This is a genomic window from Anaerolineae bacterium (assembly GCA_025062375.1).
Classification (GTDB): Bacteria; Chloroflexota; Anaerolineae; order SpSt-600; family SpSt-600; genus SpSt-600.
Map to the genome: position 1 here is coordinate 1 of JANXAG010000010.1, position 19,032 is coordinate 19,032.

13 protein-coding genes are annotated in these 19,032 nt (G+C 51.4%); all 13 read left to right on the plus strand.

The window, feature by feature from the left end:
* Window positions 1-56 precede the first annotated feature (56 nt).
* Window positions 57-1,187, plus strand: a complete 1,131-nt coding sequence (locus NZ653_04325; GenBank protein MCS7286343.1) for a carbohydrate ABC transporter permease — start codon at window positions 57-59, stop codon at window positions 1,185-1,187.
* 41 nt (window positions 1,188-1,228) lie between these two features.
* Window positions 1,229-3,676 (plus strand): glycosyl transferase, encoded by a 2,448-nt coding sequence (locus NZ653_04330; protein MCS7286344.1) that lies wholly within the window; start codon window positions 1,229-1,231, stop codon window positions 3,674-3,676.
* Window positions 3,677-3,681: 5 nt separating this feature from the next.
* The gene (locus NZ653_04335; GenBank protein MCS7286345.1) at window positions 3,682-4,617 is read left to right on the plus strand and encodes an aldo/keto reductase; all 936 of its coding nucleotides are present in this window, start codon (window positions 3,682-3,684) and stop codon (window positions 4,615-4,617) included.
* Window positions 4,618-4,697: 80 nt separating this feature from the next.
* Entirely contained in the window at window positions 4,698-6,029 is a 1,332-nt protein-coding gene (locus NZ653_04340; GenBank protein ID MCS7286346.1) for a hypothetical protein, read from the plus strand.
* 11 nt (window positions 6,030-6,040) lie between these two features.
* Entirely contained in the window at window positions 6,041-6,757 is a 717-nt protein-coding gene (locus NZ653_04345; GenBank protein MCS7286347.1) for a glycoside hydrolase, read from the plus strand.
* Window positions 6,758-6,799: 42 nt separating this feature from the next.
* The gene (locus NZ653_04350) at window positions 6,800-9,196 is read left to right on the plus strand and encodes a non-lysosomal glucosylceramidase (GenBank protein MCS7286348.1); all 2,397 of its coding nucleotides are present in this window, start codon (window positions 6,800-6,802) and stop codon (window positions 9,194-9,196) included.
* A 102-nt stretch (window positions 9,197-9,298) separates the two neighbouring features.
* Window positions 9,299-10,552, plus strand: a complete 1,254-nt coding sequence (locus tag NZ653_04355) for an extracellular solute-binding protein (GenBank protein ID MCS7286349.1) — start codon at window positions 9,299-9,301, stop codon at window positions 10,550-10,552.
* A 77-nt stretch (window positions 10,553-10,629) separates the two neighbouring features.
* Complete coding sequence (locus NZ653_04360; protein ID MCS7286350.1) at window positions 10,630-13,053, plus strand: glycosyl transferase; 2,424 nt, start codon at window positions 10,630-10,632, stop codon at window positions 13,051-13,053.
* Between the two features lie 233 nt (window positions 13,054-13,286).
* Window positions 13,287-14,321 carry a M42 family metallopeptidase gene (locus NZ653_04365; protein ID MCS7286351.1) on the plus strand — a complete coding sequence of 345 codons (1,035 nt, stop codon included), beginning with the start codon at window positions 13,287-13,289 and terminating at the stop codon, window positions 14,319-14,321.
* A gap of 6 nt (window positions 14,322-14,327) precedes the next feature.
* Window positions 14,328-15,359, plus strand: coding sequence for a M42 family metallopeptidase (locus NZ653_04370; protein ID MCS7286352.1), 1,032 nt, complete (start codon window positions 14,328-14,330; stop codon window positions 15,357-15,359).
* 9 nt (window positions 15,360-15,368) lie between these two features.
* Window positions 15,369-16,358 (plus strand): M42 family metallopeptidase, encoded by a 990-nt coding sequence (locus tag NZ653_04375; GenBank protein ID MCS7286353.1) that lies wholly within the window; start codon window positions 15,369-15,371, stop codon window positions 16,356-16,358.
* 19 nt (window positions 16,359-16,377) lie between these two features.
* Window positions 16,378-18,012 carry a peptide ABC transporter substrate-binding protein gene (locus NZ653_04380; GenBank protein MCS7286354.1) on the plus strand — a complete coding sequence of 545 codons (1,635 nt, stop codon included), beginning with the start codon at window positions 16,378-16,380 and terminating at the stop codon, window positions 18,010-18,012.
* Between the two features lie 9 nt (window positions 18,013-18,021).
* Window positions 18,022-19,011 (plus strand): ABC transporter ATP-binding protein, encoded by a 990-nt coding sequence (locus NZ653_04385; protein ID MCS7286355.1) that lies wholly within the window; start codon window positions 18,022-18,024, stop codon window positions 19,009-19,011.
* Window positions 19,012-19,032: the final 21 nt, after the last annotated feature.

Genomic DNA, 19,032 nt, shown 5'->3' on the forward strand with positions numbered 1-19,032 from the left:
TCTTTCTGTTCAGCACAGCTAAATATTGGGTGTATTATACGGCAGGAGATTAAGCCATGGCGGTGCGCACAACCTGTCTCTATTCATGGTCCTCAAAGGCTTACCCAGCCCGGCAGCTCCGTCGGCTAATAGCTGGAGCTTCTCTCACACTTCTGGCTTCCATAATCCTGACCATTTATCTTAGCCCCTTTGGATATATGATGACTACAGCTTTCAAGGACCGGCAAATGATGGCCAGGCCAGGGGCTCCTCTGTGGCCAGCTGTCGAGGCTACGTATACTTACCAGGGCGAGGAAATGGTATTTAAGGTGGGGAAAAATGAATGGAAAATAGTCCCCGGGGAGAAGTATCCTCTCTATTACGTGCCTTTAGAAAGGGGGACAAGAAAGCTCGCCTTGGTGGTTAAAGGACGGGATGAAAGCTACTTTTTAGACCCTGAGCAGCCCGAGAAAGGTCTGATAAGATGGGAGGGCAACTGGCGCACTCTGAAAGTGGTTTGGGAGTTCAGGCCCAAGTGGGAAAATTTGACCAAGGCATGGCGTGAAATAAACTTCCCTCGCATGCTTCGTAATACCATCATTATCGCTCTCGTGGGCGCCATTGGAACGACGATTTCTTCCACTTTGGTAGCCTATGGTTTTTCGCGTTTCCGGTTTCCCGCAAGGAATCTGCTTTTCATTATTTTGATCGGCACGATAATCCTTCCCGGGCAGGTTACGCTGGTGCCCATTTATGCCTTCTTCACCCGCATTGGCTGGGTGGGGACTTTCTTGCCGTTGACTGTGCCTCACTTCTTTGCCAATGCTTACAATGTGTTCCTGTTGCGCCAGTTCTTCCTAACCGTGCCTAAAGAGCTCGACGAAGCAGCCATGATAGACGGTGCCGGTCCTTTCCGCATCCTTATCTCCGTGCTCTTGCCCCAGGTGCTTCCTGCCATTACCACGGTGTTCCTGTTCCACTTCCTCTGGGCCTGGAACGATTACTTCTACCCTTATATTTACCTGGCCGCTAAGCCAGAGCTTCAGCCCATATCGGTGGGAATTTACACTTACAACGCAATGTATTTTGCCCAGCCCCACATGATCCAGACCACCGCCCTCATGGGTCTGGTTCTTCCTGTTATCATTTTCTTCCTTGCCCAGAGGACTATAATGCGTGGTGTGGTTATCACAGGCATAGAGAAGTGAATTGATCCCCCAAAAAACATAGTCGCTTCACGGGAGGAGTTATGAAATACGGGTATTTCGACGACAGGCAACGCGAGTATGTTATCACCCGTCCCGATACCCCATTGCCCTGGATAAACTATCTCGGCTGCGAGGAATATTTTGGGATAATCTCTCAAACAGCGGGAGGGTATTCGTTCTACAAGGACGCAAGACTGCGTCGCCTGACAAGATATCGCTATAACAACGTGCCGATGGATTATGGAGGACGTTACATTTACTTGCGGGATAACGAGACAGGTGAATTCTGGTCACCTTCGTGGCAACCCACGCGTAACGACTTAGAAGACTTTCGTTGCCGTCATGGGCTCGGATACACTATCATAAGTTCCCGTTACAAGGACGTGGAAGCCAGTATTCTTTATTTCATCCCTCTGGGGGCTACGCTAGAGGTATGGGCGTTAACTATCACAAATCGGCGCAGAAAGTCCCTGCATCTTTCGCTTTTCTCGGCAGTGGAGTTCTGCCTCTGGAATGCCTACGATGATATGACCAACTTCCAACGCAATTACAGCACAGGCGAGGTGGAAATTGAAGAGGGCGTGATTTACCACAAGACCGAGTACAGGGAAAGACGCAATCATTTTGCCTTTTTTGCCTGTTCTGAAGCTCTGGCTGGCTTTGATACCCAGAGAGATGTGTTTTTGGGATCCTATCGCGGCTGGGATCGCCCCCTGGCTGTGGAGAGAGGAGAGTCTTTTAACTCCGTCGCCAGTGGATGGGCTCCCATGGGCTCTCATCACGTCAGGTTAACCCTGCAGCCTGGAGAGTCACGCCGTGTTATTTTCCTATTGGGCTATCATGAGAATCCCCCGGAGCAGAAGTTTGACCCCCCGGATTCCCTACGGATAAACAAGAGGACAGTCAGACCTGTAATCGAACGATATCTTGACCTAAATAATGTTGAAAAGGCCTTTGAAGAGCTGCGGGCTTACTGGGACAAGCTCTTAGGGGTTCTCCAAGTGGAGACCCCGGATGAGCACACCAACAGGATGGTTAACATCTGGAACCCCTATCAATGCACGATCACCTTCAACCTTGCTCGTTCGGCTTCAATGTTTGAATCGGGCATCGGGAGGGGGATTGGCTTTCGGGATTCCAATCAAGACCTGCTTGGTTTCATGCATATGGTTCCCGAAAAAGCCCGGGAACGCATACTTAATCTGGCAGCCACTCAGCTCGAAGACGGCGGTGCCTATCATCAATACCAACCTCTTACCAAGCGAGGCAACGAGGAAATCGGTAGCGGTTTTAACGATGACCCCCTGTGGCTGGTTCTCAGCGTTGCAGCTTATCTAAAGGAAACGGGTGATTGGAGCATTCTGGACGAGCCAGTAGTCTTTGAAAACAAGCCTGGCACTGAGGCCCCCCTTTATGAACACCTGAGGCGCAGTATTCGCTACACTCTCGAAAGGTTGGGACCTCACGGCCTGCCTCTTATTGGCCGGGCTGATTGGAACGATTGTCTGAACCTGAACACTTTTTCCGATGATCCCAATATTTCTTTTCAGACCGCTCCCCTTAAAATGGACGGTAAGAAAGCTGAATCTGTTTTTATCGCTGGTCTGTTCGTTCTGGCAGCCACTGAAATGGCGGAAATAGCTCGACGACGCGGCCTTACGGAAGAAACCAAGCAATATTTAGAGGCTGCAGAGAAGATGAAGGACACTGTTCTTAAATACGGCTGGGATGGAAAATGGTTCCTGAGGGCTTACGATGCTTTCGGGCGGAAGGTGGGCTCTAAGGAGTGTGAAGAAGGCCAGATTTTCGTGGAAACGCAAGGGATATGTGTGATGGCTGGCATTGGTTTGGAAGATGGAAAGGCGCGCGAGGCGTTAGATTCGGTGCGGGAGAGGCTTGCCACTGAACACGGTATAATCCTTCAACAACCAGCCTATACACGCTATCACCTCCATTTAGGAGAGATATCTTCCTATCCGCCCGGTTACAAAGAGAACGCTGGGATTTTCTGCCATACCAATCCCTGGATTATGATAGCGGAGGCCAGAACAGGCAATGGCGATCAGGCCTTTGATTACTACCTTCGGATTAATCCTTCGGTGCGGGAAGCTATCAGTGAGGTTCATCGGTGTGAACCCTATGTTTACGCCCAGATGATTGCTGGACGCGACGCGCCCAACTTCGGTGAGGCTAAAAATTCGTGGCTCACCGGTGCTGCAGCTTGGAATTATGTGGCTATAACGCAATGGATACTGGGTATCCGTCCTTCCTATGATGGCCTCGAGATTGCTCCAGTTATTCCCTTAGGCTGGGAAGGGTTCCGGGCGAAACGGGTTTTCCGTGGAGTAACGTATTATATAACCGTAAAACGCACTGGCAGGGGCAATCGTGTGAGCTTGAAAGTCAACGGAAGCCCTGTAGAAGGGACTCTGGTGCCCAGGCCCCCTGAGGGAATGCATGAGGTTTATGTGGAGGCAGAGGTTTGGTAATGGAAATATCCAGGCGGGTTCTGGGGAAGAGCGGGATAGAGGTATCCGTCATCGGAATGGGGCTATGGGCCATTGGCGGCGATTACTGGGGATCTATTGATGACCAGGAGGCGCTTCAAGCTATAGGTAGAGCTCTTGAGCTCGGTGTGAACTTCTTTGATACCGCTGATGTTTACGGTGATGGACATAGCGAAGAACTTCTCGGGCTAGCAATGAAAGGACGTCGGGACAAGTTTGTGGTGACCACCAAAATCGGCTGGAAAGGTTACGATCGCGAGCATGGTCGCTCCGCTTACGACACTCCTGAAAAAGTTATCGCTGGAGTGGAGGAAAGCCTGCGGCGCCTTCAGACCGATTACATAGACCTGATCCAGTGCCACATTAATTTTCGCGATCCCACGATGGAGAACTTCGTTGAAGGCTTTCAGAGATTGCAACAGGGTGGAAAAGTGCGTGCTTATGGGGTAAGCACGAGTGATTTTGAATACCTCAAAGCCTTCAACGCTGATGGCCGGGGTGCAACCTTGCAGATAGATTACAGCATCCTCAATCGCACTCCCGAAAGGGAAGTTTTCCCTTACTGCATCGAAAACAATATCGGTGTGATAGCCCGCGGCCCTCTGGCTATGGGTCGGCTTACCAGCAAGTTTTCCCCCAATACCCGTTTTCCTCCTGATGATTGGCGGCGACGCTGGATTGAGGATCCTGACGAATACGGAATATTTCGCCCCCTGGCTGAGAGGCGTTCGCTTGCTCAACTTGCTCTTCAGTTTGTAATCTCCAGCCCGGCTGTTTCGGTAGCCATTCCCGGAGCCAGAAGCGCTTCCCAGGTGGAAGAAAATGTAAAAGCTGCTTTGCTTCCCCCTCTTACTCCTGAGGAGCTTTCCTTCATAGACAGCGTGGTACCCCCTGGAGGTGGGCGGAAAATTTGGCCGGCTTGAGGATGTTCGGATTAAAACGCATGATTTTTCTCATATTTTTGGAAAAACTTTCAAAAATTTGGCCTTGCTGGGTCACATCCTTGTTAATACTTACCCTGGCTATTGGTGGTGGCTGTGGAAACGTGGCAGAAGTTTCCACCCCCTGCGTTGGCAGGGCAGGGGTCTGCGTGGATGCGAGAACACGCCTCGGGGAAATCAGTCCATACGTTTATGGAACCAATTACGGTCCCTGGATGGTGGTGCCCTTTGAGCTTATGGATGAAGCGGAGGAAGCAAGGATAACCTTTCTGCGTTTTCCAGGGGGGAATTGGGGTGATCAGAACGATTTAATGCCATACCAGATTGATCAGTTTATTGGACTGGCCCGCCGCCTGGGGGCTGAGCCCTCTATAAGCGTGCGTTTGAGGGGAGGTTCGGTGAAAAAAGCAAAGGAACTTATTTACTACACAAACGTGGAAAAGGGATATAACGTCAGGTTCTGGAGCATTGGGAACGAACCCAGTTTATATCCCGATTACAATACCGAGCGGTATAACGCCGAATGGCGAACTTATGCTTTGGCACTGAAGGAGGTGGACCCCAATATCCTTCTGATCGGGCCTGATATCCATCAGTACACCGGCAACCCTGACACTGATCCCAAAGATTCTGCTGGTAAAGATTGGATGGAGGAGTTCCTCAGGGCTAACGGAGATTTGGTGGATATTGTGTCAATACACAGGTACCCCTTCCCACGGGATAAAATCTCTCCTCCCGCCACAGTAGCGGAACTGCGGGAGAATTCCCGTGAGTGGGATGAGATTATACCGAAGTTGCGTGAGAAAATCCGGCAGATAACGGGGCGGGATCTTCCTGTAGCCGTTACAGAAGTGAATTCTCACTGGAGTAAAGCTGTGGGGGGCGAGGCGACGCCTGATTCCTTCTATAATGCTATATGGTGGGCGGATGTTCTCGGCAGGCTTATAAGGCAGCAGGTTTACATCGTGGCCCATTTCTGTCTGCAAACCCCCAGTGGCTCGGGGGGATGGGGTCTGCTGGAAAGCCGCGAAGTTCGTCCCACCTATTATGTTTACCGGATGTATCGCCATTTCGGGGAAAAGCTCGTGCTTTCTTCCTCCGATAGCCCTGAAGTGTCAGTTTACGCTTCCATTCGTAGCGATGGTTCCCTTGCCCTTATGCTCGTGAATCTCGGAGACAACGAAGTTTTGAAACCCCTTACGTTGGAAGGTTTCAGACCCTCCGGGCTTGCCGAGCACTGGCTTTTTGATTCCAGGTATAAAGCTGAAAAAGTAGGCGAGATCGCTCTGAAGAATGGTTTTGAGCTTAACCTCCCGGCCCGGTCTGTAAGCCTCTTCCTGATACCGGGGCGAATTCTCCATCACACTGAGCTCGGGAAATTGCCTGACGAATAAAGGAGCTGGCCATGGAATGGAAATTTGTTGAACCATCCGGAGGGCATTTTTTCGTAGAGCTCACTGGCAAGTCTGACGTGGTTCGGGTGGCGCATTCTCGCTATTTTGTCCTCAACAATGTATGGGGAGCCGATACTCCACAAACCATTCGGGTGGACGTCCGCAATGGCGATTTCACGATCGTCCATGCGGAACACAGTGCCAGAAACCGAGTGGCTGCTTATCCCGCGATAATTAAAGGGAATCACTGGGAGCTTTCTACCACCTCCAGCGGGATGCCTATAAAGGTTGGCAAGCTAATCTCCCTGCTGAGCAGTTGGTCCTTCACCCCTGTTGATTCGGGGCGATGGAGTGCCGCATATGACCTCTGGTTCAGCCCCCTCAGCGATTCAAAGGCAGGTTATCCTGGCGGCACCGAACTCATGCTCTGGCTCGATAGAAGGGGGGCGGTTCCGGATGGGTCTCCTGTAACTCTGGTGACCATAAACGACATTGAGTGGGAGATTTGGTTTGAGAAAGGCAAGAGGGAGTGGGCCTATGTGGTCTACGTAAGTTCCAGGCCGGTTTATCACGTGGACAATTTCAACCTTTTGGAATTTGTGATGGATTGTGTCGCGCGGGGGTGGATAGAGAAAGACTGGTACTTGCATGCGGTAGAGGCTGGATTTGAACTGTGGGAGGGGGGTGTAGGACTAGCCAGCAGCAATTTCTCGGTACTGTTGGGATGAGGGACGGGTGGAATCTATATCTTTGCTTTAGAGGATAAAGCGATGAGATGCAAAAGATATCCTTTTACGGCTATATTGCTGTTAGTACTGGCCCCTTTAGTTTTTTCCTGTGTTCACCCGGCGACTCCTCCTGAAAGGGTCAAAATTCAAGAAACCTTTACCCCCCAGATACCGTCCGCTGCATGGAGTCGCCCCATAGGTGAGCCTTATGAGAGGGCAGGGCGCCCCAAAGTAAATTACCCGATGATAGACGACGGCCCTTTTCAGGGGTTGCCTCTTGGGGGACTAGGAGCAGGAACTATAGGCCGGACTTACCGGGGTGATTTCGCTCGCTGGCATTTGAATGCCGGCAAGCATTTCTATGAATCTATCCCAGCTAATCAGTTTTCAGTCTTCGTTCGCAGGGGCAATTACGTTCAGGCTCATGTTTTGAGTCCTCTTAAGCCCACCGTTCTTGAGGAGTGGAACTGGGATATGCCCGTTGGAGCCGGAACCTATTACGCCCTCTTCCCCAGGGCATGGTTCGTATACAATTGGGATGTCCTCCCGGTAAAGCTTGTTCAGAAGCAATTTTCCCCTGTAATCCCTCACAATTACAGGGAGAGCAGCTATCCAGTAGGCATTTTTGAATGGGCTATTTACAATCCGACGGATGAACCGGTCACCGTAGGGATAATGTTCAGCTGGCAAAACCTTGTGGGATATTTCTGGGGTAGGGGCACTATGGGAGGGCATTACAATTACGTTGAAGCCGATGATAAAGTCGTTGGGATTGTGTTGACCCGAGAGGGCGGTGAAGTCACTGAAGAGTGGGATGGTTCCTTTGCCATAGCCACCAGGAAAGTCCCCGGGGTAGAAGTTACTTACAACGCTCGTTTTCCCATTGCAGATGGTGGCCCCCTGTGGACTGATTTTTCCAGTGACGGCAAACTCAGCAATGTAGAGGACCGTCGTCCTTCTGAACCCTTAGAGATGGTAGCTGCAGCCCTGGCGGTTACTGTAGATCTGAGACCCGGAGAGCTGATCACGGTTCCCTTTGTCCTGGCGTGGGATTTCCCCATTATGGAGTTCGGGGCCGGTGAAAAATGGTATAGGCGATACACTCGCTTTTTCGGCAAGAGTGGAAGAAACGCTTTAATTATTGCTCGGGAAGCTCTTGAAAATTATCATGCGTGGGAAAAGGCGATAGAAGATTGGCAAAGGCCAATCCTCGAAGACAGAAGGCGCCCTGAATGGTATAAAACTGCTCTCTTTAACGAACTATATTACCTGGTGGACGGCGGGACCATATGGGAGAACGGTCGCGTGGGCGGTCAAGAGCCAGAAGGTATAGGGCGTTTTGCCTATCTTGAGTGCTTTGATTACCCCTTCTACAACACTTTTGACGTCCATTTCTATGCTTCTTTCGCTCTAATTCAGCTTTGGCCGGAGTTGCAAAAAAGCCTGATGAGGGATTTCGCTGCAGCTATCGGGATGGAAGACAAAGAATTTGTCCGGATAGGAGCTACCGGCAAGAAAGCTCAGCGCAAGGTAGCCGGAGCTGTCCCTCACGATTTAGGGAGCCCGGACGAGGCCCCGTGGGTTAGGCCAAATGCTTACAGATGGCAGGATTCCAACATATGGAAGGACCTGAACAGCAAATTCGTATTGCAGCTCTGGCGGGATTATGTTTTCACTGGGGATGAAAGCCTGGTCAAAGACCTCTGGCCAGGGGTGGTCCAGGCGCTAGATTACCTGCATCGTTTCGATGAGGACGAAGATGGGCTGCCCGACCACGCAGGCATACCCGATCAGACTTATGATACCTGGCCCATGAAAGGAGCAAGCGCTTACAGCGGTAGTCTATTGCTGGCAGCTCTGGAGGCCGCCATTGAAATGGGCAGAATAGTTGGCGATGAGGAGCGTGTTGGCTTCTACTCTCAGTGGCTTGAACTGGCAAAACGCTCCTTTGAAGAGAAACTGTGGAATGGTCGGTATTACAAATTTGACTCCGAAGGTCCCACTTCAGACAGCATAATGGCCGACCAGCTGGTAGGTCAGTGGTATGCGGATGCCACAGGTCTGGAACCCATTGTGCCACCGGAGCACATAGAGCTCGCCCTGCGCACCATTTATAGATATAACGTGGCTGGGTTCGCCAACGGTGAGATGGGCGCAGTCAATGGTATGAGGCCAGATGGGAAGGTGGATAGAACGGGCGAGCAATCTCAGGAAGTCTGGACCGGCACTACTTACGCACTGGCGGCCTTCATGCTTCACCGGGGACTTGAAGAAGAAGCATGGAAGACTGCCTGGGGTATTTACAACGTTACCTATAACCGCGGGTACTGGTTCCGTACTCCGGAAGCCTGGGATATCACCGGCAACTTCCGTGCCAGCATGTACATGCGTCCTCTGAGCATATGGGCTATTGAACGGGCTTTGGAAGCACGGAAGTGATAAACAGCTCAGCTATTAAGGTCATGGGCGTTGAGTTTGCACTCTAAGGGCTGAAAGATCACTGCCAATTTATGGATGAGCATGTAGATGAGAGGTATGCTTATGAAAACTATGAGAGAGCTAACCGTTCAATTGATGTTTGACCCTGGCTTGCCGCTGTTGCTTGAAGTCTTCAACAGGAAAATAAATGGGTTTGCGGAGAGCCGGTGGATAAAGCTGAATCTACATCTAACGCCGTGGGAGAAAGGGTGGGCTGAATTGATGAAAACGGCCCTTTACAGGTGGGGACCAGATGTTTCCGAAGTGGGAACAAGCTGGGTAGAAGGCCTGGTGAACTTGCAGGCTCTGCGCCCTTTCACCAGTGAAGAGGTGGAACTGATAAGGGGCAATTATGAATTCTTGCCTGCTTCGTGGGATACGGCTTACATAGCAGGTGATCCACGGGTATGGTCCATCCCGTGGATGGCAGATACCCGTCTAACTTATTATCGGCTCGATATCTTTGAAAAAGCCGACGTTGACCCCGAAAGGGCTTTTTCTTCTCACGAGACTTTTCTGGAAGCACTGGAAAAGCTCGCCAGAGCAGAGGTAGAAATCCCTCTGGCCATTCCCACTGCACCCGAAAACCCCACCCTCCACGTGGCCGCTTCCTGGGTCTGGGCCACGGGCGGAGAGTTTATGAGCCCGGATGGGCAGAAAGTTCTCTTTAATGAGCCCGAGGCTGTAGAGGGCTTTTGCAGGTACTTTGACCTTTACCGCTACATAGCCCCATCCATCCAGGGCATGGGTGACGCTGAGGTTAATCCCCTCTTCCGGAAGGGCCGAGTTGCTATCTTGATAAGTGGGCAGTGGGTGCTCAATTCTATCCGTAGCGGCGACGCAGCTCCGGAAGTCCTTGAAAACTTGGGAGTAGCGCCGGTCCCCGGAGTGCCCTTCGTAGGCGGCGGTAATCTGGTCATATGGCAGCATGCCCGTTACCCGGACCTGGCCATTGAAACGGTAAGTTTCCTGACCAGCCTGGAAATGCAAGAAACCTGCTTCAAGGCTCTGTGGATGCTTCCCACGCGTTTAGAAACCCTCAAAAGCGATCTCTTTGAGAAAGATGAAGCTTTACGCGTCATAAGGAACAATCTCCTCAGAGGCAAAGCCTTCAAAGGTGCCTACATGTGGGGCATAGTTGAGGATGGGCTCTGCAGTCTTATAGCCTCTATCTGGAACACCTTGTTTGCAAAGGCCGAAGCAGGAAGGGTTGATTTGAGACAGATGGTTTCTGCAGAACTTGACAAGCTTGCAACCGCCATAAATAGCGCCCTTTATGATAGATTCTGGAAAAGGCAGGCGGCGATAGCAAGTTAGGAATTGCGTTGGCCAGGGGAAATTCATGTTAAAGCCAGCTACCTCTGTTCTTAGGTAAATTATTGCGGAGGCGCCTTATGAAATACGGTTATTTTGAGGACACCGCTCGCGAATACGTAATAACGAACCCTAAAACACCGGTGAAATGGATAAACTATATCGGCACTCTTGAATTCGGTGGGTTCGTAGACCACACCGGAGGAGCCCTCATCTGCCGCAGGGACCCTGCCCTCAACCGCATAACCCGTTACCTTTTTCTTCTGCCGAATTCAGAGTTCAAGGGGGAAACCCTTTACATACGCTTCCGCGAGGGTAACGGCTATCGCATCTTCTCGCCCTTTTTTGTTCCCACCCTTGACCCCTACGAATTTTACGAATGCCATGTGGGCCTGGGCTATACCCGCATAGTATCCAAATTTTACGGCATCGTCACCGATGTCACCATCTTCGTGCCTGTTGGCGAAACCTGCGAGATCCGGGATATAAAAGTCACCAACACCACCGACAGGCCACTGGAAATCGATATAATTCCAGTTGTGGAATATTCTCATCCCGATGCCCTAAAGCAACTGACTAACAACGACTGGGTTCCTCAAACCATGCAGAGTAAGGCGCACTGGGAAGAGGGGGGATACCTCGTACTGAGCCAGTTTCCATTCATGTTCAAGGAAACTCAGATTAATTACTTCACGTCCAACCATCCAGTCTCTTCCTTTGAGAGCGACCGCAGACGCTTTCTGGGCGATAACGAGTACGGTACATGGGCCAGACCACTGAGCCTGCTTCAGGATGAACTGAGCAACTATGAAGCTCTTCGTGGCGATAACATCGGAGCCCTCTTGCATCACATGGGGATCGTCAATCCCGGTGAAACCGTGCGTCTCGTAACCCAGCTTGGGCAAGCCGAAAGCGTGGAAAAAGCACTTCCATCAATTCGGCGCTTCCGCAAGCCTGAAGAAGTAGAAAGAGCTCTGGATGAGTTGAAGCTATGGTGGGAGGAGTACCTCTTGCGCCTTCAAGTTGAAACGCCTGACCGAGCAACAAACATTTTGCTCAACATTTACAATCCCCGCCAATGTTACGTGACCTTCAACTGGTCCCGCGAACTTTCACTCTACCAGCCTGGTTACGGGACTCGAGGCATCGGATTCCGGGATAGCTCTCAGGATGTTTTGGCCATTATGTCCCGCATCCCCGATGACGCCAGAGCTCTTATCCGCAAGCTTCTTATGGTCCAGAAAAAGAACGGCTCAGCTATGCACCAGTTCTACCCTCTGACCATGGAGGCCAATGAGGGTGATGCGCGCTTTGCGCCAGATCGCCCCAAATACTACAGTGATGATCACCTCTGGGCCGTGCTGGCTGTAACTGCTTATCTTAAAGAAACTGGCAACATAGCCTTTCTGGACGAAGAAATCCCTTACTATGAAAAAGGACCCGATGGGAAACCTTTAGAAAGCGGGACAGTACTGGACCACCTGCGCAGAGCTATTGAATTCACATGGAACGACCGAGGCGCTCACGGATTACCCCTTCTGGGCTTTGCTGATTGGAACGACACCGTGAATCTCCTTCCTGGCGCAGAATCGGTCTTTACTGCCTGCCTTTTCGGCAAAGCTCTGCTTGAAATGATGGAACTCTGCCATTACTTGGGCGATGAAGGATCCCTGGAGCGCTACCGGCGCTACTACGAAGAGATAAAGGAGCTTGTAAACAGATATGCCTGGGATGGCGAATGGTACATAAGCTATTTTGATTGCGACGGTTCGCCTCTTGGTTCCAAGATTAACACCGAGGGGAAAATTTTCGTCTATGTGCAAGCATGGCTTGTGATGGCAGGCTTTGCTCCCCCCGAGAGAGCCCGAAAAGCTCTGGATGCCGTTTACAGGTATCTTAACACGTCCAAAGGCATAAAACTGAGTTTGCCAGGCTATAAACGTTACGATCCCGCCAAGGGCGGAGTAACCACTTACCCACCCGGAGCCAAAGAAAACGGTGGGATTTTCCTGCATCCAAACTCCTGGGTTATAATCGCCGAAACCCTTATGGGCAACGGAGACCGGGCCTATGAATATTACGTTCAGATAAACCCTATCCTCAAAAACGACATGATAGATGAATACGAATGTGAACCTTACGTTTTCGCCCAGAACTTGCTGGGTGATGAACACCCGCAGTTTGGCCTGGCTCGCAACAGCTGGCTTACAGGCACGGCCTCCTGGGCTTATATAGCCGCTACCCAATACATCCTTGGAATACAACCCCACTACAAAGGGCTGATAATAGACCCCTGTATCCCTTCTCGGTGGCAAGAGTTTCGCGTTAAACGTCAATTCCGAGGAGCCACCTATGACATAGTGGTGAAAAACCCGAAAAATATATGCAAAGGCGTTGCCCTGGTGAAACTAAACGGGCGTGAGTTGGAAGGCAACCTCCTACCCGTGCAGGAGCCCGGTAGTGAGCACAAAGTTGAAGTGATTATGGGAAACCCGAAAGATTAGATGCCCTTAACTAAAGCTCTTCCTTAAAAACCAAGCCCCCGAAGACCCTGGAAAGGTCAGAAACCCCGGGTTAGATAGATTATCCGCTTGAGCACAACCTGGCAGAAATAGCGCCAGGCGTGGGTCGTGGTGCCTGGAATACGCCAGACCAAGAGCTTGCGGCCTTTGACTTTTGATTACCTTTGAAATATAATGGGTAAAGCACTGCGCTGGTGAAGATTCTGGAGGAATCTATGGACACTTTTGAGCTCCTTAAAAAGCTCTCGGAGGCACCCGGAGTCTCAGGTAGCGAAAGCGAAGTTTCCCGGATCGTAGCTGAAGAGTTCAAAAAATATGTGGACGAGGTCAGGACCGATGCCCTCGGCAATGTGATCGGCCTGAAAAGAGGGACAGGGCCATCACCGCGCCGTATAATGTTAACCGCTCATATGGACGAAATCGGCCTTATGGTTTCAGAAATAGAGAAAGGCTTTATCCGCTTCACAACGGTGGGAGGGATAGACGAGAGAGTTCTCCCAGGTCAGGAGGTTATAGTCCACGGCCTCCGACCTCTTCCTGGCGTTATCGCCACGAAGCCCCCTCACCTTCTTTCCCCAAAGGAGCGCATGAAAGTAACCCCGAGGGACCAGCTCTTTGTAGATGTGGGTTTGCCGGAGGAAGAAGTTAATTCCCTGGTGAAGGTGGGGGACTTTATAAGTTTTGCCGCCAGGTGCGTGAAACTTCAGGGGGATATGGCCTCGGGCAAGGCTTTTGATGACCGAGCTTCAGTAGTGGCCCTCATCTACTGCCTTGAACTTCTTTCCCAGATGAGACACCGCTGGGATGTTTACGCTGTGGCTACTTCCCAGGAAGAAATGGGCTTAAGAGGGGCAGTGGTAAGTGCTTACGGCATAGCTCCGGATCTGGCCATAGTCATAGACGTGGGCTTTGGGGATAGTCCTGGCCTTTCAGAGGCCGAAACTATCAGGGTGGGAAAAGGGCCCGCAATAGCCATAGGACCCAATTTCCACCCCCTCCTCAGGGAAGCTCTGATTAAGACTGCAAAGGAGCTGGAGATTCCCTACCAGATTGAAGCTATACCAGGCCCCAGTGGCACCGATGCCTGGGCTATCCAGGTCTCACGGGAAGGGGTCCCCACCGCCTTGCTATCCATACCCCTGCGCTACATGCACACCCCAGTGGAGACCCTCTCCCTCAAAGACATTGAACGCACCGGCCTGCTTCTGGCCAACTTTATATCCCGATTGGAAAAATTCCCTCCGGAGTGAAGGTCTATGCTCCTCAAAGAGCTTTCTGAAGCTCGCGGAGTTTCAGGAAACGAGGGGAAAGTCCGGGAAATAATCCGGGAACATATAGAAACCCACGTGGACCAGATCTCGGTGGATAGCATTGGAAACCTTATAGCTTTTAAGAAAGGCGACGGTTCTATCCCCCTCAAAGTAATGCTGGCTGCCCATATGGACGAGATAGGCTTTATGGTCACCCACATAGACGAAAAGGGTTACCTGCATTTCAGCCCGGTGGGAGGAATTGACGAAAGAGTTATTCCCGGAAAGCGGGTTCTTGTGGGGGATAAAGCCATCCCTGGAGTAATTGGCCTGAAACCCGTGCACCTCCTCAAAGAAGAAGAGCGCTCTCAGATCACTCCGCTGGAAAGGCTCGTGATAGACATAGGGGCAGGGGATAGAGCCTCTGCTGAGAAGGTGGTCAGCGTGGGCGACTGCGCAACTTTTGATGTAGCTTTCCAAGAGCTTGGCTTTCGCAGGGTTAGAGGGAAAGCTTTTGATGATCGGGCAGGGTGCGCCGTGCTGGTAGAATTGGTGAAAGAACGGTTCCCTTTTGACCTCTACGCTGTTTTCACCGTGCAGGAAGAAGTGGGATTGCGGGGAGCGAAGGTGGCCGCCTACGCCATAGAGCCCGATGTCGCCTTCTCCATAGAGGGAACTGTGGCCGACGACCTGCCGAAGGATAAAGACGTAAGCCCGACTGCAAAGCTCGGGCATGGCCCCGCTATAACCCTGATGGACCGAACATTTGTTGCCTTTCACCCTCTGGTGCGCCTTTTAGTGGAGGCCGCTGAGGCCGAAGGAATCCCCTATCAGTTCAAACAGCCCTTAGTGGGAGGAACGGACTCTGGCGCTATCCACCTTGCTCGAAAAGGGGTTCCCTCCGCCACGGTGGCGGTCCCCTGCCGCTATATTCACTCACCCCTTTCCATTCTCAGCCTTGATGACCTTGAAAACACACTCCGGCTGATGAAGGCGGCCCTGAGGAGGCTCAGGCCAGAGCACTTGAAGGTAGAATGAGGAGGGGAAATGGTAGAGCTCATAAAAACTCTGACAGAAACTTATGGACCGGCGGGGAATGAAGCTCGGATCCGCCAGCTCCTACGGGATATGGTGAAAGACAAAGCAGATGAAGTTAAAGTGGATGCCCTGGGCAACCTGATAGCCCTTAAGAAAGGCAAAGGCGGAAAGAAAGTCATGTTAGCTGCCCACATGGATGAAATTGGCATCGTGGTAAACTACGTTGATGAAAAGGGCTTTTTGCGCTTCTCGGCTATGGGAGGCGTTTTCCCTCATACCCTGGTGGGGAACAGGGTGGAATTTGAGAACGGAGTGGTGGGAGTCATAGGAGTTGAGAAGCTGGAAAGTCCGGAAAAGGTCCCCACTTTTGACAAACTTTATATAGATGTAGGGGCTGAAAGCCGGGAAGACTGCCCGGTGAAAGTAGGAGACATAGGTGTCTTCTCCCGCCCCCTGGTGGCTCAGGGCAACAGGCTAATAGCCAAAGCCTTTGACGACCGCATAGGGTGTGCTATTCTGGTCAAGCTCTTAGAAGAGCTTAAAGATTGCCCCCATGACCTCTACATAGTCTTCACCGTTCAGGAGGAGCTGGGGCTCAGAGGGGCGATAACTTCGGCTTATGGCATTGCTCCCGATGTAGGAATAGCGGTGGATGTTACCCGGACGGGGGATACGCCCGAAGCGCCTAAAATGGCGGTAACCCTGGGTAAAGGGCCAGCTATAAAGGTTAAAGATGCCCGAATGGTTTCCCATCCCGGAGTAAGGCAAGCTCTTATCCGCGCCGCCGAAGAGGAAGGTATACCCTATCAGCTGGAGGTTCTGGAAGGCGGCACTACTGATGCAGCAGCCATCCAGCTTACCAGGGAAGGAATTCCAGCTGGAGTTATCTCCATCCCCTGCCGTTACATCCACACCCCATCGGAGATGGTGGACCTGAGGGATGTGGAGAATGCTGTAAAGCTTCTCCTGCGTTACCTTTCCTTTGCAGAGCTTGCCTGAACAGGGCGGGAGGAATGTTATGCAGAGTAAAACTCGTTTCTTTACCATAGTCCTCATAATTCTGGCTTCCCTCTGCTGTGCCACTATTTTCATAGGAGGAGGGTTCTGGGCCATCTACCGTTACTACGTTTCAAGAGAAGGGATAACCCCATCCCCCGTAGCGGTAACTCCCCAACCGGGAGGGGTATTAAGGATAGCTGGCTTTGAACCTGTAACCCTTGACCCCGCTTTGGTGGAAGATATTTACTCCGCCGAATACGTGACGAAAATTTTCTCGGGCCTTGTAACCCTGAACGAATTCCTGGAAGTTGCTCCGGATCTGGCTGAAAGATGGGAAGTAAGCGGTGATGGAACTGTTTACACCTTCTATCTGCGAAAGAACGCTTATTTCCACAATGGGAAACCCGTTACCGCTGAAGACGTCAAATACTCCCTGGAGCGCGCCTGTGACCCCGCCACTGGCTCCCATACAGCCGGCATTTACCTTGACGATATAAAAGGGGTTAAGGAGAAACTGGCCGGGGAAGCCCCTGAAATAGAGGGAGTTGAGGTCCTGGACCAGTATACCCTTCGTATCTCCATAGATGCTCCCAAGGCTTACTTTCTGGCTAAACTTACTTACCCTGTAGCCTTCGTGGTGGATAAAGAAAATGTAGAAAGCGGCTCCGATTGGACTTCCAGACCCAATGGGACCGGCCCCTTCAAGCTCAAAAGCTATGACCCCGAGAAAGGTATAACCCTTGAAACCTTCGCCAACTTTTACGGCCAGAAGCCTCTTATCGAGCAAGTTGAGTTCATATTCCCCGAAGGTTCACCCTTTGTCATGTATCAGACGGGAGAAATAGATGTGACCCCAGTCGGGGTGGAGAACATAGAGCAGGTGCTGGACCCTCAAAACCCCATGAGCAAAGAATTAATGAAAGTTTCATCCCTGGACCTAATGTATGTGGCCTTTAACGTAAAGAAAGAGCCCTTTGAAGACCCGGATGTGCGAAAGGCCTTTGCGTGCGCTACGGATCGGGCAAGTATCGTTAAAGCTCTTTTTAAAGGAATGGTCAAAGAAGCGAAGGGCATCCTTCCCCCGGGAATGCCCGGCTACACTGAAAAAGCAAAGGGCCTGGTTTGTGAACCATCTCAGGCTATGGATTTTCTCAAGAGATCCTCTTATGGAGGGCCAGAAGGGCTTCCATCCATAACTTTAAGTGTGAGTGGGAGCACAGCTCTTGCTCAGGCGCTGGTTGAGATGTATAAAAATTCCTTAGAGGTCGCGGTAGAGATTGAACAGATCCCTTGGGACCTTTTCCTGAGGGAAGTTAATGAGCACAAATTGCAGATGTTTATCCTGGGGTGGAGTGCCGATTACCCCGATCCCCACAATTTCCTGGATATTCACTTTCACAGCCAGAGCCCTGGCAACAACACAGGCTATTCCAACCCGGAAGTGGATAGGCTCCTGGAGGAAGCCAGAGTGGAAAAGGACCACAGCAGAAGAATGGCCCTTTACCAGCAAGCCGAAGACTTGATCCTTAAGGATGCGCCATGGGTGCCCCTCTTCCATGGGGTTGATTATATCTTGGTGAAGCCTTACGTCCGGGAGTTTGTGGTATCGCCTATTGGCACCCTTTATTTGAATAAAACCTACATTTCCAGATAAGCGGCGGATATGGGGGCACTCCTGGAGATCAAAAACCTGAAGACTCGATTCTTCACCCAGGAAGGGGTAGTTCATGCTGTAAATGGCATTTCCCTTTACCTCAACGAGGGAGAAACCCTCGGACTTGTGGGGGAATCGGGTTGTGGGAAAAGCGTGAGTATGCTCTCAGTTCTGAGGTTGATCCCCCAGCCACCGGGCCGAATCGTTGGGGGAGAGGTGTGGTTTGAAGGCAAAGATCTGCTCAAAATAAGCGAGGATGAGATAAGGAAAATTCGGGGCAACAAAATAGCCATGATTTTCCAGGACCCTATGACTTCCCTTAACCCGGTCCTGACCATAGGCCAGCAGCTTGGAGAGCCCCTCATGCTCCACAAAGGGATGAGCAAGAAAGAGGCCCGGGAAGAGTCCATCCGCCTTCTGAAGACTGTGGGGATCCCGGAGGCAGAGAAGCGCATAGACGATTACCCCCACCAGTTTTCAGGGGGGATGCGCCAGAGGGTTATGATCGCCATGGCTCTGGCCTGCAACCCCAAAATCTTGATAGCCGATGAGCCCACTACGGCTCTGGACGTCACCATCCAGGCGCAGATCATTGACCTGGTGAAAAGGTTAAGGGATGAAATGGGGATGGCCGTCATCTGGATAACTCACGATTTGGGGATAATAGCTGGGCTGGCTCAGAGGGTGAACGTAATGTATGCTGGCTTCATCATAGAGGCTGCTCCCGTTAAGAAACTTTACGGTGATCCCCGCCACCCTTACACCATGGGCCTTCTGCGCTCAGTCCCAAGGGTTGATGCCCCCGTCAAAGAGAAATTAACCCCCATTGAAGGCCTTCCCCCAGATTTGATAAGCCTTCCTCCAGGGTGTCCTTTCGCTCCAAGGTGCGAATATACTATAGACCGTTGCCTGGAGGAGAACCCAACGCTGGAGCCCGTGGATACAGACCATTCAGTGGCCTGCTGGGTGGACGTTAAAACCCGTGCGCCAAGGTTTTGAGGGAGGTGTACAGGAGTTGAA